Below are 23595 nucleotides of genomic sequence, written 5' to 3'. Positions count from 1 at the left end.
GTCCGAGGACGCATCCCAACCACCTCCAGTCAGAAGGCGATTGCACTGACCCCTTGAGGCCGCGCCTGCATACCGTGGTGAACCTGCGACGGACCGACCCCCGCGGCACCGCCGCCACGCGCCACGTGCCGGTGCCGACGTGCGGTCGCGCGCCGGGCCGGGCCGATCCCGCGGGCCTCACGCAGCCCGGAATTAAGACACGCGTTCATTGCCGAAATCCCCAGGTCAGGCTGGGTTTCCGGCGGTTCGGCGGGATCGGGCACCCCCGGGTGCGACCGGCTTTCGAGAGTGGTTAACTGTGTTCCGCGACACTTAGTGATTCAGTTCACAAAGTCACAAATGGCCGGATGGAAAGGCGAGGCATGGAGCTCTACACGCCGGTGCTGGTACTGGCTCTCATCGCCGCAGCGTTCGCGGTCGGCTCGGTGGTCATGAGCGCGTTCGTGGGTCCGAGCCGCTACAACCGAGCCCGGCTGGACTCCTACGAGTGCGGGATCGAGCCGACTCCACAACCCGTCGGCGGTGGCCGGTTCCCGGTGAAGTACTACATCACCGCGATGCTCTTCATCGTCTTCGACATCGAGATCATCTTCCTGTACCCGTGGGCGGTGCAGTTCGACGCCCTGAAGTTCTTCGGGCTGGTCGAGATGGTCATCTTCATCGCCACCGTCTTCGTCGCCTATGCCTACGTGTGGCGACGCGGCGGCCTGGAATGGGATTGAGAGCCGTGATGTACGCACCCTGCCGGCGGTCACGTCGGTCGACGACCGCGAGAAGGTCGCCATCCCGTGCCACGGCACGCACCTCACGACTCTCGACGAGCTGGAAGGTCAACCTCGGATGACGGGCATTGAAGAGAAGCTCCCCAGCGGAGTCCTGCTGACGACCGTCGAGGGCGTCGCGGGCTACATGCGCAAGGCGTCGTTCTGGCCGGCCACCTTCGGTCTCGCCTGCTGCGCCATCGAGATGATGACCAGCGGTGGCCCGAAGTACGACCTGGCCCGCTTCGGCATGGAGGTCTTCCGGGCCAGCCCGCGCCAGGCCGACCTGATGATCGTCGCCGGCCGGGTGAGCCAGAAGATGGCGCCGGTCCTCCGCCAGATCTACGACCAGATGCCGAACCCCAAGTGGGTGCTGGCGATGGGCGTCTGCTCGAGCAGCGGCGGCATGTTCAACAACTACGCGATCGTCCAGGGCGTCGACCACGTCGTCCCCGTCGACATGTACCTCCCCGGCTGCCCCCCGCGCCCGGAGATGCTCATCGACGCGATCCTCAAGCTGCACGACCAGGTGCAGAACACCAAGCTCGGTGCGAACCGGGTGCGGGAGATCGAGGAGCTCGAGACCGCCGCGCTGTCCGCGCTCCCGACGTCCGAGATGAAGGGCATGCTGCGGTGACCGAGTCCGACCACACCGACCAGACCCCCGAGAACGTCCCCGCCCCGACCGGCGAGGTCCAGCAGGTCGGTGTCCGCCGAGGCATGTTCGGCGTCCACGGCACCGGCGACACCAGCGGGTACGGCGGTCTCACCCAGGCCGTGGTCCTCCCCGGCGAGGCCCAGCGCCCGTACGGCGGCTGGTTCGACGAGGTCGCCGACGCGCTCGAGGCTGCGGCCGGCGCCGCCGGGCTCGAGCTGGGCGCCAGCCGGGTGGTCATCCACCGCGGCGAGATCACGTTCCACGTCCGCCGTGAGGACCTCGTCGCGGTGGCCAAGCTGCTCCGCGACGACGAGCGCCTGCGCTTCGAGTTCTGCGCCGGGGTGAGCGGCGTGAACTACCCCGAGGACACCGGGCGCGAGCTGCACGCGGTCTACCACCTGCTCTCGATGACCCACAACCGCCGGATCCGCCTCGAGGTGACCGCGCCGGACGCCGACCCGCACATCCCGTCGATCGTGTCGGTCTACCCGACCAACGACTGGCACGAGCGCGAGACGTTCGACATGTTCGGCATCGTCTTCGACGGCCACCCCGCGCTCACGCGGATCCTGATGCCCGACGACTGGCCGGGCCACCCGCAGCGCAAGGACTATCCCCTCGGCGGCATCCCCGTCGAGTACAAGGGCGGCACGGTTCCGCCTCCTGACCAGCGCAGGAGCTACAACTGACATGAGCACCGACTACTACGCCAGCGGCTCGGACACCACCGAGGGCAAGGTCTTCACCGTCACCGGCCAGGACTGGGACTCGATCTCCGACGGCCTCGCGGAGGAGGCCGACGAGCGGGTCGTCGTCAACATGGGCCCACAGCACCCGTCGACGCACGGCGTGCTCCGGCTGATCCTCGAGCTCGAGGGTGAGACGGTCACCGAGGCCCGCTGTGGCATCGGCTACCTCCACACCGGCATCGAGAAGAACATGGAGTACCGCTCCTGGACGCAGGGCGTCACGTTCTGCACCCGGATGGACTATCTGAGCCCGTTCTACAACGAGATGACCTACGTGCTCGGGGTCGAGCGGCTGCTCGACATCGAGGACCAGGTGCCGGAGAAGGCCCAGGTCATGCGGGTCCTGCTCATGGAGCTCAACCGGATCTCCTCCCACCTGGTCTGCATCGCGACCGGTGGCATGGAGATCGGCGCGCTCACCGTGATGACGATCGGCTTCCGCGAGCGTGAGCTCGTGCTCGACCTGTTCGAGCTGATCACCGGCCTGCGCATGAACCACGCGTTCATCCGGCCCGGCGGTGTCGCGCAGGACCTCCCGCCGGGCGCGCTCGACGAGATCCGCGGCTTCGTGGCCCTCATGCGCAAGCGGCTCCCCGAGTACGCCGACCTCTGCAACGCGAACCCGATCTTCAAGGCACGTCTCGAGGGCGTCGGCCACCTCGACCTGGAGGGTTGCCTCGCGCTCGGCCTCAGCGGTCCGGTGCTGCGCAGCACCGGCTACCCGTGGGACCTGCGCAAGACCCAGCCCTACTCCGGCTACGAGACCTACGACTTCGACGTGCAGACCTGGGACACCAGCGACGCGTACGGCCGGTTCCGGATCCGTCTCAACGAGATGTGGGAGTCGCTGAAGATCGTCGAGCAGGCCGCTGACCGGCTCGCGAAGATGGACGGCGCCCCGGTGATGGTCGCGGACAAGAAGATCGCCTGGCCCAGCCAGCTCGCGATCGGCAGCGACGGCATGGGCAACAGCCTCGACCACATCCGCCACATCATGGGGGAGTCGATGGAGGCGCTGATCCATCACTTCAAGCTGGTGACCGAGGGCTTCCGGGTCCCGGCCGGCCAGGCCTACGTCCCGGTCGAGTCGCCGCGCGGCGAGCTCGGCGCGCACGTCGTCTCCGACGGCGGCACCAGGCCGTTCCGGGCGCACTTCCGCGACCCGTCGTTCACCAACCTGCAGGCCACGAGCGTGATGAGCGAGGGCGGCCAGGTCGCCGACGTCATCGTCGCGATCGCGTCCATCGACCCGGTGATGGGAGGCGTCGACAGGTGATCGACGACAACACCAAGAACGAGCTCCGCGAGATCGCGGCCCGCTACCCCGAGGCCCGCTCGGGCCTGCTGCCGATGCTGCACCTCGTGCAGTCGGTCGAGGGCCGGGTGACCCCCGAGGGCATCGAGGTGTGCGCCGACATCCTCGGCATCACCGCGGCCGAGGTCAGCGGCGTCGCGACGTTCTACACGATGTACAAGCGCCGGCCGGTCGGCGACTACCACGTCGGCGTCTGCACCAACACGCTGTGCGCGGTGATGGGCGGCGACGCGATCTTCGAGCGGCTCAAGGGCCACCTCGACGTCGGCAACGACGAGACCACCGAGGACGGCAAGATCACCCTCGAGCACGTCGAGTGCAACGCGGCCTGCGACTACGCGCCGGTCGTGATGGTCAACTGGGAGTTCATGGACAACCAGACCCCGGAGTCCGCGACCCAGCTGGTCGACGACCTCCGCGAGGGCAAGGAGGTCCACTCGACCCGGGGGCCGAAGATCTGCACCTGGCGCGAGGCCGAGCGCGTGCTCGCCGGCTTCCCCGACGGGCGTGCCGACGACGGACCGGCCGCAGGGCCGGCGTCGCTGGTGGGCCTCGACATCGCCCACGACAAGGGTTGGACCGCACCGGAGGCCGACAATGCCTGACACCCTGACCCCGGTCCTCACCGCCAACTGGGGCGACGACCGCGCGTGGACGCTCGCGTCGTACGCCGCCCGCGGCGGCTACCAGGCGCTCGACAAGGCGTTCGCGATGGACCCCGACGCGATCATCGCCGCGGTCAAGGACTCCGGTCTGCGCGGCCGTGGCGGCGCCGGCTTCCCGACCGGCATGAAGTGGGGCTTCATCCCGCAGGACAACCCGAAGCCGAAGTACCTCGTCGTCAACGCCGACGAGTCGGAGCCGGGCACCTGCAAGGACATCCCGCTGATGATGGCCAGCCCGCACACGCTGGTCGAGGGCGTGATCATCAGCTCCTACGCCATCCGCGCCAACAAGGCGTTCATCTACATCCGCGGCGAGGTCCTGCACGTGATCCGCCGGGTGCAGAACGCCGTGCGTGAGGCCTACGAGGCCGGCCACCTCGGCACGAACATCCACGGCTCGGGCTACGACCTCGACGTCGTCGTCCACGCCGGCGCCGGCGCCTACATCTGTGGCGAGGAGACCGCGCTGCTCGAGGGCCTCGAGGGCCGCCGCGGCCAGCCCCGGCTGCGCCCGCCGTTCCCGGCCGTCGCGGGCCTGTACGCCAGCCCCACCGTGATCAACAACGTCGAGTCGATCGCGTCCGTCCCGAGCATCATCGGCAACGGCGCCGGCTGGTTCGCCTCGATGGGCACCGAGAAGTCCAAGGGCTTCGGCATCTTCTCGCTCTCCGGCCACGTCAAGAAGCCCGGTCAGTACGAAGCGCCGCTCGGCATCACGCTGCGCACGCTCATCGACCTGGCCGGCGGGATGCGCGAGGGCCACGAGCTGAAGTTCTGGACCCCGGGCGGCTCGAGCACCCCGATCCTCACCGCCGAGCACCTCGACGTGCCCCTCGACTTCGAGGGCGTCGGCGCGGCCGGCTCGATGCTCGGCACCCGCGCGCTGCAGATCTTCGACGACACCACCTGCGTGGTGCGCGCCGTACTGCGGTGGACCGAGTTCTACAAGCACGAGTCCTGCGGCAAGTGCACCCCGTGCCGCGAGGGCACGTGGTGGCTGGTGCAGGTGCTGTCGGCGCTGGAGAAGGGCAAGGGCAGCGAGGCCGACCTCGACCTGCTGCTCGACCAGTGCGACAACATCCTCGGCCGGTCGTTCTGTGCGCTCGCCGACGGCGCCGTCAGCCCGATCTCGAGCTCCATCCAGCACTTCCGCGACGAGTACGTCGCGCACCTCACCCACGGCGGTTGCCCGTTCGACCACACCGCCTCGACCCTCTTCGCCACCGAGGGAGCAAGCGCATGACGACGACCCCGGAGAAGACCGACGCCGTGGACACCGTCACCGTCACCATCGACGGGATCCAGGTCAGCGTCCCCAAGGACACCCTGGTGATCCGCGCGGCCGAGCAGGTCGGCGTGCAGATCCCGCGGTTCTGCGACCACCCGCTGCTCGCGCCGGTCGGCGCCTGCCGCCAGTGCCTGGTCGACGTGCCGGACGCCGGCAACGGCCGCGGCTTCCCGAAGCCGCAGGCCTCCTGCACGCTGCCGGTCGCCGAGGGCATGGTCGTCAACACCCAGGCCACCAGCCCGGTCGCCGACAAGGCGCAGCAGGGGATCATGGAGTTCCTGCTGATCAACCACCCGCTGGACTGCCCGGTGTGCGACAAGGGCGGCGAGTGCCCGCTGCAGAACCAGGCGATGTCCAACGGCCGCGGTGAGTCCCGCTTCTCCGCCGGTGGCGGCGTGAAGCGCACGTTCCCCAAGCCGATCAACATCTCCCCGCAGGTGCTCCTCGACCGGGAGCGCTGCATCGTCTGCCAGCGCTGCACCCGCTTCGCGTCCGAGATCGCGGGCGACCCGTTCATCGAGCTGGTCGAGCGCGGCGCGCAGCAGCAGATCGGCATCGCCGAGAACGCGCCGTTCCTGTCGTACTTCTCCGGCAACGTCATCCAGATCTGCCCGGTCGGTGCGCTCACCAGCGCGGAGTACCGCTTCCGCTCGCGGCCCTTCGACCTGGTCTCCTCGCCGGCGGTCGCCGAGCACGACGCGTGCGGCTCCGCGATCCGCGTCGACCACCGCCGCGGCAAGGTCATGCGCCGGCTGTCCGGCAACGACCCCGAGGTCAACGAGGAGTGGATCACCGACAAGGACCGCTTCGCGTTCCACTACGCGACGCAGCCCGACCGGCTGACCTACCCGCAGGTCCGTGAGGACGGCGAGCTGCGGCCCGCCTCGTGGCCGGAGGCCTTCGCGGTCGCCGCCCGTGGGCTGCGCGCCGCCGGCTCGGCCGCGGTCCTCACCGGCGGCCGGCTGACGGCCGAGGACGCCTACGCGTACAGCAAGTTCGCCCGCGTCGCGCTCGGCACCAACGACATCGACTTCCGGGCGCGCCCGCTGTCGGCCGAGGAGACGTCGTTCCTCGCGGCCGAGGTCGTGCTGCGCAGCACCGCCACGTACGCCGACCTCGAGGCGGCCAAGACCGTGGTGCTCGTCGGGCTGGAGCCCGAGGACGAGGCCGGTGCGATCTTCCTGCGCCTGCGCAAGGCCGTGATGCACGGCCACACCCGCGTGCTCGCGGTCGCGCCGTACGCCACCCGCGGGCTGGGCAAGCTCAACGGCCACCTGGTCCGGACGGCGCCCGGCGACGAGGCCGCCGCGATCGAGGGCCTGGGTGACCAGGGCGTCGACTCCACCGCCGTCATCCTGGTCGGCGAGCGGCTCGCGACGGCCCCGGGCGCGCTCAGCGCCGCGGCCGCGCTCGCCGCCCGCACCGGCGCCCGGCTGGCCTGGGTGCCGCGTCGGGCCGGCGACCGCGGTGCGGTCGAGACCGGCTGCCTGCCGAACCTGCTCCCGGGCGGTCGCCCGGTGGCCGATGCCGGTGCCCGGGTCGACGCCGCCGCCACCTGGGGCGTCGACTCGCTGCCCGAGACCGCCGGGCGGGACGCCGACCAGATCGTCGCGGCCCTGGCCGCCGGCGAGGTCGGCGGCCTGGTCGTCGGCGGCGTCGACCCCGACGACACCAGTGACCCGGCCGCGACCCGCGCGGCGATCGAGGCGGCGTCGTTCGTGGTCGCCCTCGAGCTCCGGGAGACCGACGTGACCCGGGCCGCCGACGTGGTGTTCCCCGTCGCCCCGGTCTCCGACAAGGCCGGCATGTTCGTGACGTGGGAGGGCCGCCCGCGGCCCTTCGACGCGGTGTTCGCCAACACGAACTCGCTGCCGGACCTGCGCATCCTCGCCGGCATCGCCGACGAGCTCGCCCAGCTCGGACAGGGGAGCCCCCTCGGCTTCCGCACCGTCGCCGAGGCCCGTGCCCAGATGGAGGAGTTCGGACCTTGGGACGGGGCGCGCGCCGCGCACGAGAGCGTCGCGGCGAGCCCGACCGGCGGCGAGGGCCTGGCCCTGTCCACCTGGAAGCTGCTGGTCGACAACGGCTCGATGCAGGACGGCGACAAGGCCTACGCCGCGACCGGCCGGGCGCCGGTCGCCCGGCTCAGCCAGGCGGCGTACGACGCCGTCGGGCCCACCGTCACCCTCACCGGTGACCGTGGCTCGGTCACCCTGCCCGCCGAGCCGGCCGACCTCGCCGACGGCGTGGTGTGGGTGCCGGCGAACTCCTTCGGCCGCGGCGTGCTCGCCGATCTCGCCTCGCCCGGCAGCCGGGTCACCGTGAAGGGAGCGAACCAGTGATCGTGATGGAGGCCGACGACCTCTCGGAGTTCGGCAACGACGTCTGGTGGATCATCCTCGTCAAGTCGCTGCTGATCTTCGTGGTGCTGGTCCTGCTCACGCTGTTCAACATCTGGTGGGAGCGCCGGGTCGTGGCCCGGATGCAACACCGGATCGGCCCGAACGTCAACGGCCCCTTCGGCCTGCTGCAGTCGCTCGCCGACGGCGTGAAGCTGGCGCTGAAGGAGGACATCATCCCGAAGGCCGCGGACAAGTGGGTCTTCCTGCTGGCGCCCGTGATCGCGGCGGTGCCGGCCTTCGTGACGTTCTCGGTGATCCCGTTCGGCCCGGTCGTGAACATGTTCGGCGAGGAGACGCCGCTGCAGCTGACCGACATGCCCGTCGCGGTGCTGTTCGTGATGGCGATCGCCTCGATCGGCATCTACGGCATCGTGCTCGGCGGCTGGTCGAGCGGGTCGACGTACTCCCTGCTCGGCGGCCTGCGCTCGAGCGCGCAGATGATCTCCTACGAGGTCGCGATGGGCCTCGCCCTGGTCGCGGTGTTCCTGTACGCCGGCTCGATGTCGACGTCCGAGATCGTGGAGGCGCAGGACGACCTCTGGTTCGGCCTGATCCTGGTGCCGTCGTTCGTGATCTACGTGATCGCGATGATCGGCGAGACCAACCGCGCGCCGTTCGACCTCCCCGAGGCCGAGGGTGAGCTGGTCGGCGGCTTCCACACGGAGTACAGCTCGCTGAAGTTCGCGCTGTTCTTCCTGGCCGAGTACATCAACATGGCGACGGTGTCCGCGCTGGCGACCACGCTGTTCCTGGGCGGCTGGCACGCGCCGTTCTGGATCGACGAGGTGTGGGCCGGCGCCAACGAGGGCTACTGGCCGCTGCTGTGGTTCTTCGGCAAGGTGCTGTTCTTCATCTTCATCTTCATCTGGCTGCGCGGCTCGCTGCCCCGCCTGCGCTACGACCAGTTCATGGCGTTCGGCTGGAAGCGGCTGATCCCGATCGCGCTGGTCTGGATCGTCGCGGTCGCGACCATCCGCTCGATCTCGCTCGACGGCGGCATCGACCGGCAGTACCTCCTGATCGGCATCGGCGCCCTTGCGGTGGTCTTCCTGGTGCTGTTCTTCATCGGCGCCAAGGAGGAGTCGGACGCCGAGGCGCCCGTCGCCGTCGAGCAGCGGCCGGGAGCCTTCCCGGTCCCGCCGATGCCGGCCGGCGGCGCGGTCCGCGGCGCCGCCAAGCCGCTCACGTTCAGCACGAGCTCCACCGTCACGGGAGGCGACGCCTGATGGCCGACGAACAGTCCAAGAGCCTCAAGGAGCAGTTCTGGGACCCGGTCGCCGGCTTCGGCGTCACGTTCCGGACGATGTTCAAGAAGGTCGTCACCGAGCAGTACCCGTTCGACAAGGACCAGCACCCGACGGCGCCGCGCTTCCACGGCCGGCACCAGCTCAACCGCTGGCCCGACGGCCTCGAGAAGTGCATCGGCTGCGAGCTGTGCGCGTGGGCCTGCCCGGCCGACGCGATCTACGTCGAGGGCGCGTCCAACACCGACCTGCCCGACGGGTCTGGGCGGTTCAGCCCCGGTGAGCGCTACGGCCGCGTCTACCAGATCAACTACCTGCGCTGCATCCTGTGCGGCCTGTGCATCGAGGCGTGCCCGACCCGCGCGCTCACGATGACCAACGAGTACGAGCTGGCCGACAACAACCGGGCCGACCTGATCTACGAGAAGTCCGATCTGCTCGCGCCGCTGCTGCCCGGCATGGAGCAGCCGCCGCACCCGATGCGGCTCGGCGACGACGAGGGCGCCTACTACCGCGGCGAGTACTCCGCGCCGGCGCCCGCCGCGACCGGTCAGGAGGGCGACAAGTGATCGCGTTCTGGATCCTCGCGCCGATCATGGTGATCGCCGCGCTCGGCATCCTGTTCGTCCGCAAGGCCGTCCACGCAGCACTGCTGCTGGCGGTCGTGATGATCAGCCTGGCGGTGCTGTACGCCGGCCTCGACGCGCCGTTCCTCTTCGCGGTGCAGATCATCGTCTACACCGGCGCGATCTTGATGCTGTTCCTGTTCGTGCTGATGCTCGTCGGCGTCGACGCCTCCGACTCGGTGGTCGAGACGATCCGCGGCCAGCGGGTGATGGCGATGCTCGGTGGGCTCGGCCTCGGCCTGGTGCTCGTGATCGGCCTCGGCCAGATCACGCTCGGCACCGCGGTCGGGCTCGACGCGGCCAACGAGGGCGGCAACATCCAGGCGCTGGCCAACATCCTCTTCTCGCGCTACGTCTTCGGCTTCGAGGTCACCAGCGCGCTGCTGATCACCGCGGCCGTCGGCGCGATGGTGCTCGCGCACCGCGAACGCCTGACGCCCAAGGCCACCCAGCAGGCCCAGGCGGCCAAGCGGGTCCAGGACTACGCGGAGAAGGGCACCCACCTCGGGCCGCTGCCCTCGCCCGGTGTCTACGCCCGCCACAACGCGGTCGACACCCCGGCGCTGCTGCCCGACGGCACCGCGGCACCGTCGTCGGTGTCCAAGGTGCTCACCGCCCGCGGCGTGGTCCGCTCCGCGCCCGCGCTCGCCGAGGACATCGAGCCGTTCAACCGCCAGGTGGGCGGCGCTGCCCACGCCGGCGGCCGCGACGCCGCGACACCCGCGTCGACGACCGAGCCCGCACCGGCGACCGGAGAGGACGACCAGTGAACATCACCGCGTACGTGGTCCTCTCGGGGATCCTCTTCACGATCGGCTGCGTCGGGGTGCTGACCCGCCGCAACGCGATCGTCGTGTTCATGTGCGTCGAGCTGATGCTCAACGCCTCGAACCTCGCGCTGGTCGCCTTCGCCAAGCAGCACGGCAACCTCGACGGCCAGATCGCCGCCTTCTTCGTGATGGTGGTGGCCGCGGCCGAGGTCGTGGTCGGGCTCGCGATCATCATGACCATCTTCCGGACCCGTCGCTCGGCCTCGGTCGACGACGCCAGCCTGCTGAAGTACTAGGAGCGACCCGAAGATGATTGCTCTGAACGGAGGCGGCGGGATCCCCGTCGTCGACCCGACCTCCGCGGACGGCGTGTTCGGCCTGCTGTGGCTGATCATCGCGCTGCCCCTGGCCGGCGCGGCGATCCTGCTGGTCGGTGGCAAGTACACCGACAAGTGGGGCCACCTGCTCGGCACGCTGATGCCGATCGGCTCGTTCGTGCTGTCGGTCGTGATGTTCGCGACGCTCCTGGGCCGGTCCGAGGAGGACCGCCAGGTCAGCCAGCACCTGTACACCTGGTTCGAGGTCGGCCACCTCGACGTCGGCATGGACCTGCTGTACGACCCGCTGTCGGCGCTGTTCCTGCTGCTGATCACCGGCGTCGGATCGCTGATCCACGTCTACTCGATCGGCTACATGGCGCACGACCCGCGCCGGCGCCGCTTCTTCGGCTACCTGAACCTCTTCGTCGCAGCGATGCTGATGCTCGTCCTCGCCGAGAACTACCTCGGGCTGTTCCTCGGCTGGGAGGGCGTCGGCCTGGCGTCGTACCTGCTGATCAGCTTCTGGCAGCACAAGCCCTCGGCGGCGGCCGCGGGCAAGAAGGCCTTCGTGATCAACCGCGTCGGTGACATGGGGCTGTCGCTCGCGATCATGATGTTCTTCGTCCTCTTCGGCTCCACCAGCTTCACGGTGATCAGCGAGAACGTCGCGAACGCCTCGGAGACGCAGCTGACGATCCTCGGCCTCCTGCTGCTGGTCGGGGCGTGCGGCAAGTCCGCGCAGTTCCCGCTGCAGGCCTGGCTCCTGGACGCGATGGAGGGCCCGACGCCGGTGTCGGCGCTCATCCACGCCGCGACCATGGTCACCGCCGGCGTCTACCTGATCGTCCGCTCCAACTTCGTGTTCGAGCTCGCGCCCCACGCGCAGACCGCTGTCGTGGTCGTCGCGGTCATCTCGATCTTCTGGGGTGCGTGGATCGGCTGCGCGAAGGACGACATCAAGAAGGCCCTCGCCGGCTCCACCATGAGCCAGATCGGCTACATGATGCTGGCCGCCGGCCTCGGCGTCGCGGGATACGCGTTCGCGATCTTCCACCTGCTGATGCACGGCTTCTTCAAGGCCAACATGTTCCTCGGCGCCGGCTCGGTCATGCACGGCATGGACGACGACGTCGACATGCGCCACTACGGCATGGTCCGCAAGGCGATGCCGATCACCTACGTCACCTTTGCGGCCGGCTACCTCGCGATCATCGGGTTCCCCGGGTTCTCCGGCTTCTGGTCGAAGGACAAGATCATCGAGACCGCGCTCGCCGACAACTGGATCGTCGGGCTCTGCGCGCTCCTCGGCGCCGGCGTCACCGGCTTCTACATGACCCGGATGATGCTGATGACCTTCTTCGGCGAGAAGCGCTGGGAGAAGGACGTCCACCCGCACGAGTCGCCGTCGGTGATGACCGTCCCGCTCATCGCGCTCGCCGCGCTGTCCGTGGTCGGTGGCGTGTTCATCGTCAACGACTGGATCGTCGAGTTCCTCGCGCCGGTCACCGGCGTCGCCGAGCACCACGAGCCGCCGATCCCGGCACTCGCGGTGAGCGCCCTCGCGGTGGCCGTCGTCGCGGTCGGTGTGTGGCTCGCCTGGGTCCTGATCGGCAAGCGCGAGGTGCCGCGCGAGGCCCCGCAGGACGTCTCGTTCGTCACGCGCGCCGGCCGTGAAGAGGTCTACGGCAACCTGATCAACGACACCCTGGTCGTGAACCCGGGACGGCGCGCGGTCGCCGGTTCCCTGGTCCTCGACGAGAAGGTGGTCGACGGGGTGCTCACCGGCGGCCCGATGGCGGTCGGCGGCCTCGCCTCCGTGGGCCGCCGGGTCCAGAACGGCTACGTCCGCTCCTACGCCTTGTCCCTGCTCGCCGGCGCGCTGATCGTCACGCTGGCCCTCCTGGCGGTGAACCTCGCATGAACGACTTCCCCTGGCTCACCGTCCTGATCGCCGTGCCGCTGGTCGGCGCGCTGGTCACGGCGTTCCTGCCCAAGGCGCCCGGCTCGGTCCTGCCGAAGCAGGTCGCGCTCGGCTTCTCGCTGCTCACGCTCGCGGTGGGTGTCGCGATCGCCGCGCAGTACGACACGGGCGACGGCATGCAGATGACCGAGACCCACACGTGGATCGAGGCCTTCGGCGTCCACTACGCGCTCGGCGTCGACGGCCTCGGGCTGTTGCTGATCCTGCTCACCGTGTTCCTCGTCCCGGTCGTGTTCGTGGCGTCCTGGAACGAGGCGGACGGCAACAACGTGCCGGCGTTCTTCGCCTGGGCGCTGGCCCTCGAGGCGTTCGGCCTCTGCGTGTTCGCGGCGACCGACGTGTTCCTCTTCTACGTCGTCTTCGAGGCCACGCTGATCCCGGCGTACTTCCTGATCGGCGGGTTCGGCCGGGAGGGTCGCTCGTTCGCGGCGCTCAAGTTCCTGATGTACCAGCTCGGTGGCGGCCTGGTGCTGCTGGCCGCGGTGATCGGGCTCTACGTCGTCTCGGCCGACGCCGGCAGCCCGTCGTACCTGCTCTCCGACCTGCAGAACGTCGAGATGAGCACCACCTGGGAGCGCTGGCTGTTCGTCGGCTTCATGATCGCGTTCGCGGTCAAGGCGCCGCTGTTCCCGCTGCACACGTGGCTGGCCGACACCACCGAGAAGGCCACGCCGGGCACCAGCGTGCTGCTGGTCTGCGTGCTCGACAAGATCGGCACGTTCGGCATGCTGCGGTTCTGCCTCGGGCTGTTCCCGGAGGCCTCGCAGTGGGCGACGCCGGTGGTCGTGACGCTGGCGCTGATCTCGATCGTGTACGGCGCGTTCCTGGCGATCGGCCAGGACGACATCCTGCGCCTCATCGGCCTGACGTCGCTCAGCCACTTCGGCTTCATCACGCTCGGGATCTTCGCGTTCTCCAGCCAGGGCGCCTCGGGCTCGATCCTCTACATGGTCAACCACGGGATCGGCACCGCCGCGCTGTTCCTGATCGCGGGTTACCTGATCCGGCGCAAGGGCACCTCGCTGATCAGCGAGATCAGCGGCGTCCAGAACCGTGCGCCGGTCCTCGCCGGGCTGTTCCTCGTCGCCGGCCTGGCCACGCTCGGCCTGCCCGGACTCAGCCAGTTCGTCTCCGAGATCCTGGTGATGATCGCGGCGTTCGACTACCACTGGTGGGTCGGCGTCGTCGCGGTCACCGGCATCGTCCTCGCCGCGATCTACGTGCTCTGGCTCTACCAGCGCACGATGACGGGGCCGCCGGTCGCCGGCGACGAGGGGATGAAGGACCTCAACCGGCGCGAGCTGGTCGCGGTCGTCCCGCTGATGCTGGCGCTGGTGCTCTTCGGCTTCTACCCGATGCCGCTGCTCGACGCCGCGAACCCGACCGTCGACACCTTGCTGGAGCACGTCGGGGTGTCCGATGACGCCCCGTCCGTCCCGGCCGCCGACCACGCCGAGGAGGGCGAGCACTGATGGACTTCGTCAAGCCCAGCATCGAGTACGCCGAGATCTGGCCGCTGCTCGTCATGTTCGCGGTCGCGTGCCTCGGCGTGGTCGTGGAGGCGTTCGTGCCGCGCGAGCGGCGCTACCTCGTGCAGACGCTGCTCGCCGCCGCCGGACTGGTCGCGGCCCTGGTCGGCACCATCCTCATCGCGGGCGAGCTCGAGGTGCTCGGCGACGGCCAGGCCCGCGGGCTGATCGGCGTCGAGGGCAGCCTGGCCATCGACGGCCCGACGGTGTTCCTGTGGGGCATCATCCTCGTGTTCTCGCTCGGTGGGCTCCTGCTCTTCGCCGAGCGCCGGCTCGAGGGCGGGGTGTCGGCGTTCGCCGGCCAGGCCGCCGCGCTGCCCGGCACCGAGGCCGAGCGGCAGGCGTCGACCCGCGGGCTGGAGCACACCGAGGTCTACCCGCTGATGATGTTCGCGGTCTTCGGCATGATGATGTTCCCGGCCGCGAACGACCTGCTGACCCTGTTCGTCGCGCTCGAGGTGCTGTCGCTGCCGCTGTACCTGCTCTGCGGCCTCGCCCGCCGACGCCGGCTGCTCAGCCAGGAGGCGGCTCTCAAGTACTTCCTGCTCGGCGCGTTCTCCTCCGGCTTCTTCCTGTACGGCGTCGCGCTGGTCTACGGCTTCGCCGGCTCCATGGACTACGCCGACATCAACGAGGCGGTCCGCAACGACGTCGGCAACAGCTCCCTGCTGCTGATCGGCCTCGGGATGCTCGCCGTCGGCCTGCTGTTCAAGGTGGGCGCCGCGCCGTTCCACAACTGGACCCCGGACGTCTACCAGGGCGCCCCGACGCCGGTCACCGGCTTCATGGCCGCCGGCACCAAGATCGCGGCGTTCGGCGCCCTGATGCGGCTCTTCTACGTCGCCTTCGGCTCGGAGCGCTGGTCGTGGCAGCCGATGCTGTGGGTCATCGCGATCCTCACGATGGTCGTCGGCGCCGTCCTCGCGGTCGTGCAGACCGACATGAAGCGGATGCTCGCCTACTCGTCGGTCGCGCACACCGGCTTCCTGCTGACCGGCGTGCTCGGCGTGCAGCAGGCCTCGGAGCTCTCCGACGGCCAGGTCACGTCCACGCAGGCGGTGCTGTTCTACCTGACGACGTACGGCTTCGCGATGATCGGCGCCTTCGCCGTGGTCACGCTGGTGCGCGACTCCGGTGGCGAGGCGTCGTCGTTCGCGCGCTGGCGCGGCCTGGGCCGCCGCTCGCCGCTGGTGGCCGGGCTGTTCGCGTTCTTCCTGCTGTCGATGGCCGGCATCCCGCTGACCGCCGGCTTCGTCGGGAAGTGGGCGGTGTTCACCGTCGCGCTGTCGGCCGGCGCCTGGCCCGTGGTGATCGCCGCGATCCTGTGCAGCATCATCGCGGTGTTCTTCTACGTGCGGGTGATCGTGCTGATGTTCTTCGTGGAGGGCGAGCCCGAGGGCGAGGTGGCCAGCGTGACGCGGCCGTCGATCCTGACCGGCGCGACCATCCTCGTGGGCGTCGCCGCGACCCTCGTCCTGGGCATCCTGCCCGGCCCGGTTCTCACGCTCGCGGCCCATGCGGGAGAATTCGTCAGGTGACGGTCCCTGGGTTGGCGCTTCCCGTAACTGACGACGCTCTCGCCGGTCGGCTCCGTGACCGGATGGTCGTGGTCGAGGAGGCGCTGGCGGGCCACGTCCGCAGCCGGGCCGGCTTCGTCAGCGAGACCGCCGGCCACCTGATGGCCGCGGGCGGGAAGCGGTTCCGGCCGCTGCTGGTGCTGCTGGCCGCCGAGACCGGCGACCACCCGGACTCCGACGAGGTCGTGACCGCCGCGTGCGTCGTCGAGCTCACCCACCTGGCCTCGCTGTACCACGACGACGTCATGGACGAGGCGGACCTGCGCCGCGGCGCCGACACCGCCCACTCCATCTGGGGCAACCACGTCGCGATCCTCACCGGCGACTTCCTGTTCTCGAAGTCGTCCGAGCTGACGGCCGACCTCGGCGCGGACGCCGTCCGCATCCAGGCGCAGACGTTCACCCGCCTGGTCGAGGGCCAGATCCTCGAGACGGTCGCGCCGCAGCCGGGCGAGGACCCGCTCGCGCACTACCTCGAGGTGGTCGCCGGCAAGACCGGCTCCCTGATCGCCACGTCCGCCCGGTACGGCGCCCGCTTCGGCGGCGCCTCCGCCGAGGTCGAGGAGGCGCTCACGGCGTACGGCGAGATCGTCGGCTCGGCGTTCCAGCTCTCCGACGACATCCTCGACATCGCCTCCGACTCCGGTGAGTCCGGCAAGACCCCCGGCACCGACCTGCGTGAGGGTGTGCCCACGCTGCCGGTGCTGATGGCCCGCGCCGCGAACGACCCCGCCGACGCCCGGCTCATGGAGCTGCTCGACGGCGACCTCGCCGACGACGACCGGCACGCCGAGGCGCTCGACCTGCTGCGCAAGCACCCGGCGCTGGACGAGGCCCGCGCCTACGTCGTCGCGCAGGCGGCCGAGGCCAAGGCCAAGCTCGCCGTGCTGCCCGCCGGCCCGGTCCGCGACGCCCTCGAGGCGTTCGCCGACGTGGTCGCCGTCCGCTCCGCGTAGTCCGGGCGCCCGCCCGCAACGATTAGGTTAGGCTTGCCTAAGTAGCGGCCGCCCGGTGCCGCCCCGTTGCCGAGGAGCATCGTGCGCCGTTCCCTGCTCGTCCTGATCACCCCCGCCCTTCTCGCTGGCTGCGGCAGCGACGCGAGCGAGACCGATGCCGGCACGGAGCCCGAGCCGACCACCCGGGTCGTCGAGAGCGCGTACGGCGAGGTCGAGATCCCGGCCGAGCCGCAGCGGATCGTCGCGGACCTGATGACCGTGGACTACCTGACCGCACTGGGCTACGACACCGACACCATCGTCGGGGTCTTCGGCCTCGACTTCTACGCCGACGACGAGACCCACTACCTCCGCGACGAGCTGGCGCGGGAGGGCCTCGTCGACCCCGGCTTCGCCTACGACGCGGACCTCGAGGCGGTGGCCGCGGCCGACCCCGACCTCATCCTGCTGCCGTTCGACCAGATCGACGGTGCCAAGGGCCGCGAGAAGCTCGCCGCGATCGCCCCGCTGGTGGCGGTGCCGACGAGCGAGGAGGACGCCGACGGTGGCCGGTACGGCGGGACCGCGTCCTTCCAGGACTGGCGCGGGACGCTGCGGTCATACGGCGAGCTGCTGGGCCGCGAGGACGAGGCCGATGCCTTCATCGCCGAGACCGAGGACCAGATCGAGCAGCTGCGCGAGGAGCACGCGGACGTCATCGCCGCCACCGAGGTGGTGCAGGCCAAGAGCACGCCGGAGTACGTCGCGATCAACCCGATCGAGACCGACCTGGCCGCGCTCGGCTCGATCCTCCTGGGCGAGCTCGGCTTCCACGAGCCGGCCGCCGTGCAGGACGCCGAGGTCGACGAGTGGGGCTCGGTCGACGTCTCGCAGGAGAACACCTCGCTGCTCGACGGCGACCTGCTGTTCCTCGAGGTCCGCGAGGGCTCCGACCGCCACGAGAGCTCGCCGCTGTGGGAGACGCTCGAGGTCGTGCAGAACGACGGGGTCGTCACGGTCGGCAACCACTGGCAGTTCGGCGGAGCGGTCGGCGCCCGCGAGGTCCTCGCGGACATCGACGCGACGTTGACCGAGCTCGCCGGCTCCTGATGCACCCGCTGGCCGCGACCGCGGCGCGAGCCGACGCGAGCCGGGACTGGCTCGCGATCTCGTACGCCGAGGCCGCCCCGGACGGCTGGTCGCGCTGCAGCGAGGTCGACGCCGACCGGATCGCCGCGTGGGAGGCCCGGGTCGAGGCCTGGCACCGGGCCGAGCTGGGCCGGACGCACGCGATGTCCACCGCCGGCTACGTGCTGAGCTACTACGCCGACATCGCGCCGACCGTCGGCGCGCTGTTCTTCCACGTCGACCGGCGGGTGCCGTCCCTGGCACGCGGTGACCTGGCCTTCCGCACCGAGGACACCTACACCTACCCGGACGGCGTCGCCGTCCTGGGCCGGTCGTTCTGGTGCCTGCCCGGCGACGAGGCGGCGGGCCACCCCGACGCGACCGTGGTGGCGGACGAGCACGAGCTCGGGGCGGTCCTGCGGGCGCAGGTCCGCGCGCACGCGGACGACTTCCTGGCGTCGTACCGGCCGAGCGCGCGGCTGCCGCGCCGGGCCCTGCTCGGCGCGTTCTTCGACGCTCTCGACAGCGGCTTCGGGCCGGAGCGGCCGGACGCCGAGGGCGTGACGGCGACGTTCGGCTCGGCACGGGTGGTCCTGCCGGGCCCGACGCCGCAGTTCGCGCAGGGCACGTCGTACTACCTGGCCGGCGGCGAGCACCTCACCCGCACCCGGGTCGGCTGCTGCTACTACTTCAAGGTCGGCGACGACGGCCCGTGCACCACGTGCCCGCGCACCTCCGCCGAGGAGCGGGCGCGTCGCCTGGCCGAGCCGGCCTGAGGACTACTCGCTCGGCAGCTCGCCGGCGGCCTCGTCGCCGCGCTTGCCGTCCTCGGCCGTCTCCGGTGGTCCCTCGGTCTCGGCCTCCGCTTCCTCGGTCGCCGCCATGATCCGGCTGATGTCGGCGCGGTCGCGCTCCGACGGGAAGCCCCACCCCGGCCGGTAGCCGTAGACCTCGCCGAGGAGCCGGCCGTCGCTCAGGTTGTCCAGGACCTCGACACTGTCCGGCCCGATCAGCGCGGGGTGCTCGACGCCGCACGTCTCGGAGACCTTGAGCAGGTCGCGGCGCAACGTCCTCACGTAGTTCGTCACCCGCTCGGCCTTCGAGAGCGGGTCGAGCCCGTGAGCCAGCCAGGCGTTCTGGGTCGCCACGCCGGTCGGGCACTCGCCGGTGTGGCACTTCTGCGCCTGGATGCACCCCACGGCGAGCATCGCCTCCCGGGCGACGTTGACCATGTCGGCGCCGAGCGCGAACGCCACCACCGCGTTGTCGGGAAGCCCGAGCTTGCCGGAGCCGATGAACGTGACGTCCTCGTGCAGCCCGCGCTCGGCGAAGGCCGCGTAGGCCCGGGCGAAGCCGAGGCGGAACGGCAGCGACACCGCGTCGGTGAAGATCAGCGGCGAGGCGCCGGTCCCGCCCTCGCCACCGTCGATCGACACGAAGTCGACGCCGCGGTCACGCCGGTCCATCAGCTCCGCCAGCTCGTCCCAGAACCCGAGGTCGCCCACGGCGGACTTGATGCCGACCGGGAGCCCGGTCTCCGCCGCGAGCAGCTCGACGAAGTCGAGCAGCGAGTCGACGTCGTCGAACTCCGCGTGCCGCGACGGGCTGAGGCAGTCCACGCCCTCGGGCACCCCGCGCGTCTCGGCGATCTCGCGCGAGACCTTCGGTGCGGGAAGCACGCCCCCGAGCCCCGGCTTGGCGCCCTGGCTGAGCTTGATCTCCAGGGCCCTGATCGGCGTCGAGGCGACCAGGTCCTTCAGCCGTGCGAGGTCGAAGCGGCCCTGCTCGTCGCGGCAGCCGAAGTACGCCGTGCCGATCTGGAACACGAGGTCCGCACCGTTGCGGTGGTACGGCGACACCGCGCCCTCGCCGGTGTTGTGCAGGCAGCCGGCGGCCGCGGCCCCGCGGTTGATCGCCTCGATCGCGTTCCCGGACAACGACCCGAAGCTCATGCCGGAGATGTTGACGACCGACTCGGGGCGGAACGCGTGCCGCCGTCCGCGTGGCCCGCCGAGGACCTTCGCCGAGGGCAGCCGCGCCTCCTGCCCGACGGCACCGTGGGTCGGGTAGGCGCGGGCGAACGTGCGGTGGTGGACGATCACGTTTCCCGAGCTGTGCTCGAGGTCGTTGTCGGTGCCGAAGCCGAAGTAGTTGTTCTGGAGCTTGGACGACGCGTAGACCCAGCGCCGCTGGTCGCGGCTGAACGGCCGCTCCTCGTCGTTGCCGGCCACGATGTACTGCCGCAGCTCGGGGCCGATCGCCTCCAGCCAGTACCGGGCGCGCCCGACCACCGGGAAGTTGCGCAGGATCGCGTGCCGCCGCTGCAGCAGGTCATGGGCCGCCACCGCGCCGAGGGCGGCCACGGAGGCGCCGGCCAACGTCTTCTTCATGCCCTGGCGGTACCCGCACCCTCCGCCGCATGCACGGCGGGACCCCTCAGATGCCCGTGTCGTCGGTCGAGCTGAAGCCGTTGCGGAAACCCCAGGCCACGGCCTGGGCCCGGTTGGTCGCGCCGATCTTGCGGTAGGCGGTGCGGATGTAGGTCTTCACCGTGTTGATGCTGAGGTAGGCGCGGCGGGCGATCTCCTCGTTGGAGAGCCCGCGCACGATGAACGTCAGCATCTCCGCCTCGCGCTCCGTGAGTCCGGCGGCCTGGCCCGGCCAGAAGCGCGTCGGCTCGTCCTGGGTCGGGCCGGGGCCGCTGTCCTCGCCGGTGTGCAGCGCGACGATGGCGCTCACGAGCTCGGGGCCGCTCAGGCTCTTGTGCAGGTAGCCGGCGGCGCCCGCGCGCCGGGCCGCTTCCTCGGGGTAGTCGTCCCAGCTGTAGACGACGACCTTGGCCTCGTTCTCCGCGACCATCTGGCGCAGCTTGACGTCCTCGTCCGGTAGCCGGCCGAAGGTGTCGAACAGGATCAGGTCGGGCTCGTGGAGGAACTGCGGGCTGGTCGTGATGTCGACGATCTGGACCTGGTCGGTGTGGCGCGCCAGCATCGCGGCGAGTCCGAGCAGCGCGATCTCGTAGTCGTTCGAGAGCGCCACTCGGACGGGGCGTTCGAGCTCGTGCGGTGCGGGGTCCACGACTGGAAAGTGCCCACGGCACCGGATCGCATGCGTGAAAGTCCACCCGTTGGGGTGGGATTCACATCACGTGGGCTGCGGTACCGGGGGATCAGGGAAAGCGAGGCCCCGACGACCCCTCACGCAGCGCGGCGTCGGGGCTTCGTTCGCCCCGGTGGTCCCGCCAGGGCAGGGGGTCGTCAGTGGGCCGTGACCCGGCCGTTCTCGACGTGCCACCGCTGGTCGAGCCGGACGTTGTCGAGAAGCCGCCGGTCGTGCGACACCAGCAGCAGGGCGCCGTCGTACGACTCCAGCGCCTCCTCCAGCTGCTCGATCGCCGGCAGGTCGAGGTGGTTGGTCGGCTCGTCGAGGACGAGCAGGTTGACCCCGCGCGCCTGGAGCAGCGCCATCGCCGCGCGGGTGCGCTCGCCGGGGGAGAGCCGGCCGACGAGGCTGGTGACCTGGTCGGCCTTGAGCCCGAACTTCGCGAGCAGGGTGCGGACGTCGGCGGGCGTCATCTGCGGCACCGCCTCCTCGAACGCGTCGCCGAGCGGCCGGTCCTCGGCCAGTCCCGTGCGGGCCTGGTCGATCTCGCCGATGTCGACCGTGGCGCCGAGGCTCGCCCGTCCGGTGGTCGGGGCGAGCCGGCCGAGCAGGAGCCGCAGCAGCGTGGTCTTGCCCGCGCCGTTCGGGCCGGTGACGCCGATCCGGTCGCCGGCGCTGACCTGCAGCGACGCCGGGCCGAACGTGAACCCGCCGAGCGTCGCGGTCACGTCGTCGAGCGTCGCCACGACCGAGCTCGACCGTGGAGCGCTGCCGATCGTGAACTGCAGCGCCCACTCCTTGCGCGGCTCCTCGACCTCCTCGAGGCGGGCGATCCGCGACTCCATCTGGCGGACCTTCTGCGCCTGCTTCTCCGACGACTCCGTCTGCGCGCGGCGCCGGACCTTGTCGTTGTCGGGCGACTTGCGCATCGCGTTGCGCACGCCCTGCGAGCTCCACTCGCGCTGGGTCCGGGCCCGGCCGACCAGGTCGGCCTTCTTGGCCGCGAACTCCTCGTAGGCCTCGCGGGCGTGCCGGCGCGCGATCGCCCGCTCCTCCAGGAACGCGTCGTAGCCGCCGTCGTACACCGTCACCTGGTGCTGCGCGATGTCCAGCTCGACGATCCGGGTCACCACGCGGGCGAGGAACTCGCGGTCGTGCGAGACCAGCACGACCCCGGCGCGCAAGCCGCGCACGAACGTCTCCAGGCGCTCGAGCCCGGCCAGGTCCAGGTCGTTGGTGGGCTCGTCGAGGAGCACGACGTCGAAGCGGCTGAGCAGCAGCGCGGCCAGCGCGGCGCGCGCCGCCTGCCCGCCCGAGAGCGACGTCATCAGCGCGTCGGCGCCGACGTCGAGGCCGAGATCGGCGAGCACCGGCGGCAGCCGCTCGTCGAGGTCCGGCGCACCGCTCGCGAGCCAGTGGTCGAGCCGGTGCGCGTAGTCGTCGGCCGCGGTCGGGGAGTCGCCCTCCAGGGCCGCCGCGGCCTGTTCCATCGCGGTCGTCGCCGCGGCCGAGCCGGTACGCCGGGCGACGTACTGCCCGACGGTCTCGCCGGCGACCCGCTCGTGCTCCTGCGGCAGCCAGCCCACGAACGCGTCGCCCGGGGCCGTCGACACCGTGCCGTCGAGCGGGTCGAGGTCCCCGGCGAGGATGCGCAGCAGCGTGGTCTTCCCGGCGCCGTTCGCGCCGACCACGCCCACCACGTCCCCGGGTGCGACGGTGAGGTCGAGCGCCTCGAAGAGGGTCCGGTGAGCGTGGCCGCCGGCGAGGTTCTTGGTGACGAGGGTCGCGCTCACCGGGAGATCGTAGAGGGGGCTGGCCGGCTCCCTTCAGGTGGTGATGCGCCAGGCGGCGACGTCGACCACGAAGTGCGTGAGCACCAGCGCGCCCAGGTAGAACGTCGACACCGCGAGCGCGGCGCCGACCCGGGCGGGCAGCGAGCGGTCGCGCACCAGCGCGAAGGCCGTCGCCGCCGCCCAGCCCAGCGCGGCCTCGGGAGGTACGACGTACACCGCGACGCCCAGGAGCCGGTGCGTGTCCCCGACCGGCTCCCACAGCCCGAGCGTCGGCGCGAGGATCTCGGCTCCCAGGAACACCAGGCCCGCGAGGAGGGCGGACCGTCCGGGGCGGCAGTCGGCGAGCGCGAGCGCGATGAACAGCGGCGCCACCCACATCGCGGCCATCGCCACCGGGATCACGTCGTCGACGCGGGGGCCGCCGGTGTCGGGGAAGCGCAGCGTGCCGACCAGGTCGGCGAGCACCCAGTCCGGCAGCACCTGGAAGACCGACACCAGGGCGAGGAAGCCCGCTAGGGCGAGGAGGTCCTCGCGACCGGTCGCCCGGCACGCCCACAGCAGCGCGGCGGTGTAGGCGGTGACGACGACCAGCACCCCCCAGCCCTGGGCGGGTGGGTCCAGCGCCAGGGCGACCGCGCCGCCGGCGAAGAGACCCACGTGGACGCCGATGATCGGGCCGAGGCCTCGGGTCGCGGTCACGCGGGACAAGGTAGCGGTGCGCGGCGCCCTCCTGTGACGGATGGTGCATTTGA

At 70.8% G+C, this 23595-nt stretch carries 21 protein-coding genes; 17 read left to right on the top strand and 4 right to left on the bottom strand.

Features of this window, described 5'->3' with window-relative positions:
• The first annotated feature begins 362 nt into the window (after window positions 1-362).
• The 17 genes from ABD875_RS17560 (at window position 363) to ABD875_RS17480 (ending at window position 18724) form a co-directional block, all read left to right on the top strand.
• The gene (locus ABD875_RS17560; RefSeq protein WP_345180510.1) at window positions 363-722 is read left to right on the top strand and encodes an NADH-quinone oxidoreductase subunit A; all 360 of its coding nucleotides are present in this window, start codon (window positions 363-365) and stop codon (window positions 720-722) included.
• 118 nt (window positions 723-840) lie between these two features.
• On the top strand, window positions 841-1398 hold the full coding sequence (locus ABD875_RS17555; protein ID WP_345180508.1) for a NuoB/complex I 20 kDa subunit family protein: 558 nt from the start codon (window positions 841-843) through the stop codon (window positions 1396-1398).
• On the top strand, window positions 1395-2108 hold the full coding sequence (locus ABD875_RS17550; protein ID WP_345180507.1) for an NADH-quinone oxidoreductase subunit C: 714 nt from the start codon (window positions 1395-1397) through the stop codon (window positions 2106-2108). The genes ABD875_RS17555 and ABD875_RS17550 overlap by 4 nt, the downstream gene beginning before the upstream one ends.
• 1 nt (window position 2109) lies before the next feature.
• A complete protein-coding gene (locus ABD875_RS17545) occupies window positions 2110-3444 on the top strand; it encodes an NADH-quinone oxidoreductase subunit D (RefSeq protein ID WP_345180505.1) in 1335 nt (444 codons plus the stop codon).
• The gene (gene nuoE / locus ABD875_RS17540; protein WP_345180503.1) at window positions 3441-4088 is read left to right on the top strand and encodes an NADH-quinone oxidoreductase subunit NuoE; all 648 of its coding nucleotides are present in this window, start codon (window positions 3441-3443) and stop codon (window positions 4086-4088) included. Before ABD875_RS17545 ends, nuoE begins: the two co-directional genes overlap by 4 nt.
• Entirely contained in the window at window positions 4081-5391 is a 1311-nt protein-coding gene (gene nuoF / locus ABD875_RS17535) for an NADH-quinone oxidoreductase subunit NuoF (RefSeq protein WP_345180501.1), read from the top strand. The genes nuoE and nuoF overlap by 8 nt, the downstream gene beginning before the upstream one ends.
• The gene (locus tag ABD875_RS17530) at window positions 5388-7778 is read left to right on the top strand and encodes an NADH-quinone oxidoreductase subunit G (protein ID WP_345180499.1); all 2391 of its coding nucleotides are present in this window, start codon (window positions 5388-5390) and stop codon (window positions 7776-7778) included. Before nuoF ends, ABD875_RS17530 begins: the two co-directional genes overlap by 4 nt.
• Before the next feature lie 5 nt (window positions 7779-7783).
• Window positions 7784-9064 (top strand): NADH-quinone oxidoreductase subunit NuoH, encoded by a 1281-nt coding sequence (gene nuoH, locus ABD875_RS17525; protein ID WP_345180537.1) that lies wholly within the window; start codon window positions 7784-7786, stop codon window positions 9062-9064.
• Window positions 9064-9651: an NADH-quinone oxidoreductase subunit NuoI gene (nuoI, locus tag ABD875_RS17520; protein WP_345180497.1), complete on the top strand. Its 588-nt coding sequence runs from the start codon at window positions 9064-9066 to the stop codon at window positions 9649-9651. Before nuoH ends, nuoI begins: the two co-directional genes overlap by 1 nt.
• Window positions 9652-9677: 26 nt before the next feature.
• Complete coding sequence (locus ABD875_RS17515) at window positions 9678-10478, top strand: NADH-quinone oxidoreductase subunit J (protein ID WP_379187959.1); 801 nt, start codon at window positions 9678-9680, stop codon at window positions 10476-10478.
• On the top strand, window positions 10475-10774 hold the full coding sequence (gene nuoK, locus ABD875_RS17510) for an NADH-quinone oxidoreductase subunit NuoK (protein ID WP_345180493.1): 300 nt from the start codon (window positions 10475-10477) through the stop codon (window positions 10772-10774). The genes ABD875_RS17515 and nuoK overlap by 4 nt, the downstream gene beginning before the upstream one ends.
• Window positions 10775-10787: 13 nt before the next feature.
• Entirely contained in the window at window positions 10788-12719 is a 1932-nt protein-coding gene (gene nuoL / locus ABD875_RS17505) for an NADH-quinone oxidoreductase subunit L (protein ID WP_345180491.1), read from the top strand.
• Window positions 12716-14251: an NADH-quinone oxidoreductase subunit M gene (locus ABD875_RS17500; RefSeq protein WP_345180489.1), complete on the top strand. Its 1536-nt coding sequence runs from the start codon at window positions 12716-12718 to the stop codon at window positions 14249-14251. Before nuoL ends, ABD875_RS17500 begins: the two co-directional genes overlap by 4 nt.
• Entirely contained in the window at window positions 14251-15846 is a 1596-nt protein-coding gene (gene nuoN / locus ABD875_RS17495; RefSeq protein WP_345180486.1) for an NADH-quinone oxidoreductase subunit NuoN, read from the top strand. Before ABD875_RS17500 ends, nuoN begins: the two co-directional genes overlap by 1 nt.
• Before the next feature lie 62 nt (window positions 15847-15908).
• Window positions 15909-16841 (top strand): polyprenyl synthetase family protein, encoded by a 933-nt coding sequence (locus ABD875_RS17490; protein WP_345180536.1) that lies wholly within the window; start codon window positions 15909-15911, stop codon window positions 16839-16841.
• 81 nt (window positions 16842-16922) lie between these two features.
• A complete protein-coding gene (locus ABD875_RS17485) occupies window positions 16923-17930 on the top strand; it encodes an ABC transporter substrate-binding protein (RefSeq protein ID WP_345180485.1) in 1008 nt (335 codons plus the stop codon).
• Window positions 17930-18724: a (2Fe-2S)-binding protein gene (locus tag ABD875_RS17480; protein ID WP_345180484.1), complete on the top strand. Its 795-nt coding sequence runs from the start codon at window positions 17930-17932 to the stop codon at window positions 18722-18724. Before ABD875_RS17485 ends, ABD875_RS17480 begins: the two co-directional genes overlap by 1 nt.
• A 3-nt stretch (window positions 18725-18727) precedes the next feature.
• Here the strand turns inward: ABD875_RS17480 and ABD875_RS17475 are convergent, their stop codons facing one another.
• The 4 genes from ABD875_RS17475 to ABD875_RS17460 all read right to left on the bottom strand — a co-directional run bounded on the left by ABD875_RS17475 (window position 18728) and on the right by ABD875_RS17460 (window position 23542).
• Window positions 18728-20338: an FMN-binding glutamate synthase family protein gene (locus tag ABD875_RS17475; RefSeq protein WP_345180483.1), complete on the bottom strand. Its 1611-nt coding sequence runs from the start codon at window positions 20336-20338 to the stop codon at window positions 18728-18730.
• A gap of 46 nt (window positions 20339-20384) precedes the next feature.
• Entirely contained in the window at window positions 20385-21026 is a 642-nt protein-coding gene (locus tag ABD875_RS17470) for a LuxR C-terminal-related transcriptional regulator (protein ID WP_345180482.1), read from the bottom strand.
• Between the two features lie 179 nt (window positions 21027-21205).
• Window positions 21206-22843, bottom strand: coding sequence for a ribosomal protection-like ABC-F family protein (gene abc-f, locus ABD875_RS17465; RefSeq protein ID WP_345180480.1), 1638 nt, complete (start codon window positions 22841-22843; stop codon window positions 21206-21208).
• A gap of 33 nt (window positions 22844-22876) precedes the next feature.
• Window positions 22877-23542, bottom strand: a complete 666-nt coding sequence (locus tag ABD875_RS17460; RefSeq protein WP_345180479.1) for a DUF6989 domain-containing protein — start codon at window positions 23540-23542, stop codon at window positions 22877-22879.
• Window positions 23543-23595 lie beyond the last annotated feature (53 nt).

The sequence above is a fragment of the Nocardioides caricicola genome, assembly GCF_039541135.1.
GTDB classification, from domain to species: domain Bacteria; phylum Actinomycetota; class Actinomycetes; order Propionibacteriales; family Nocardioidaceae; genus Nocardioides; species Nocardioides caricicola.
This window is presented reverse-complemented; position numbering and strand designations above follow the sequence as displayed.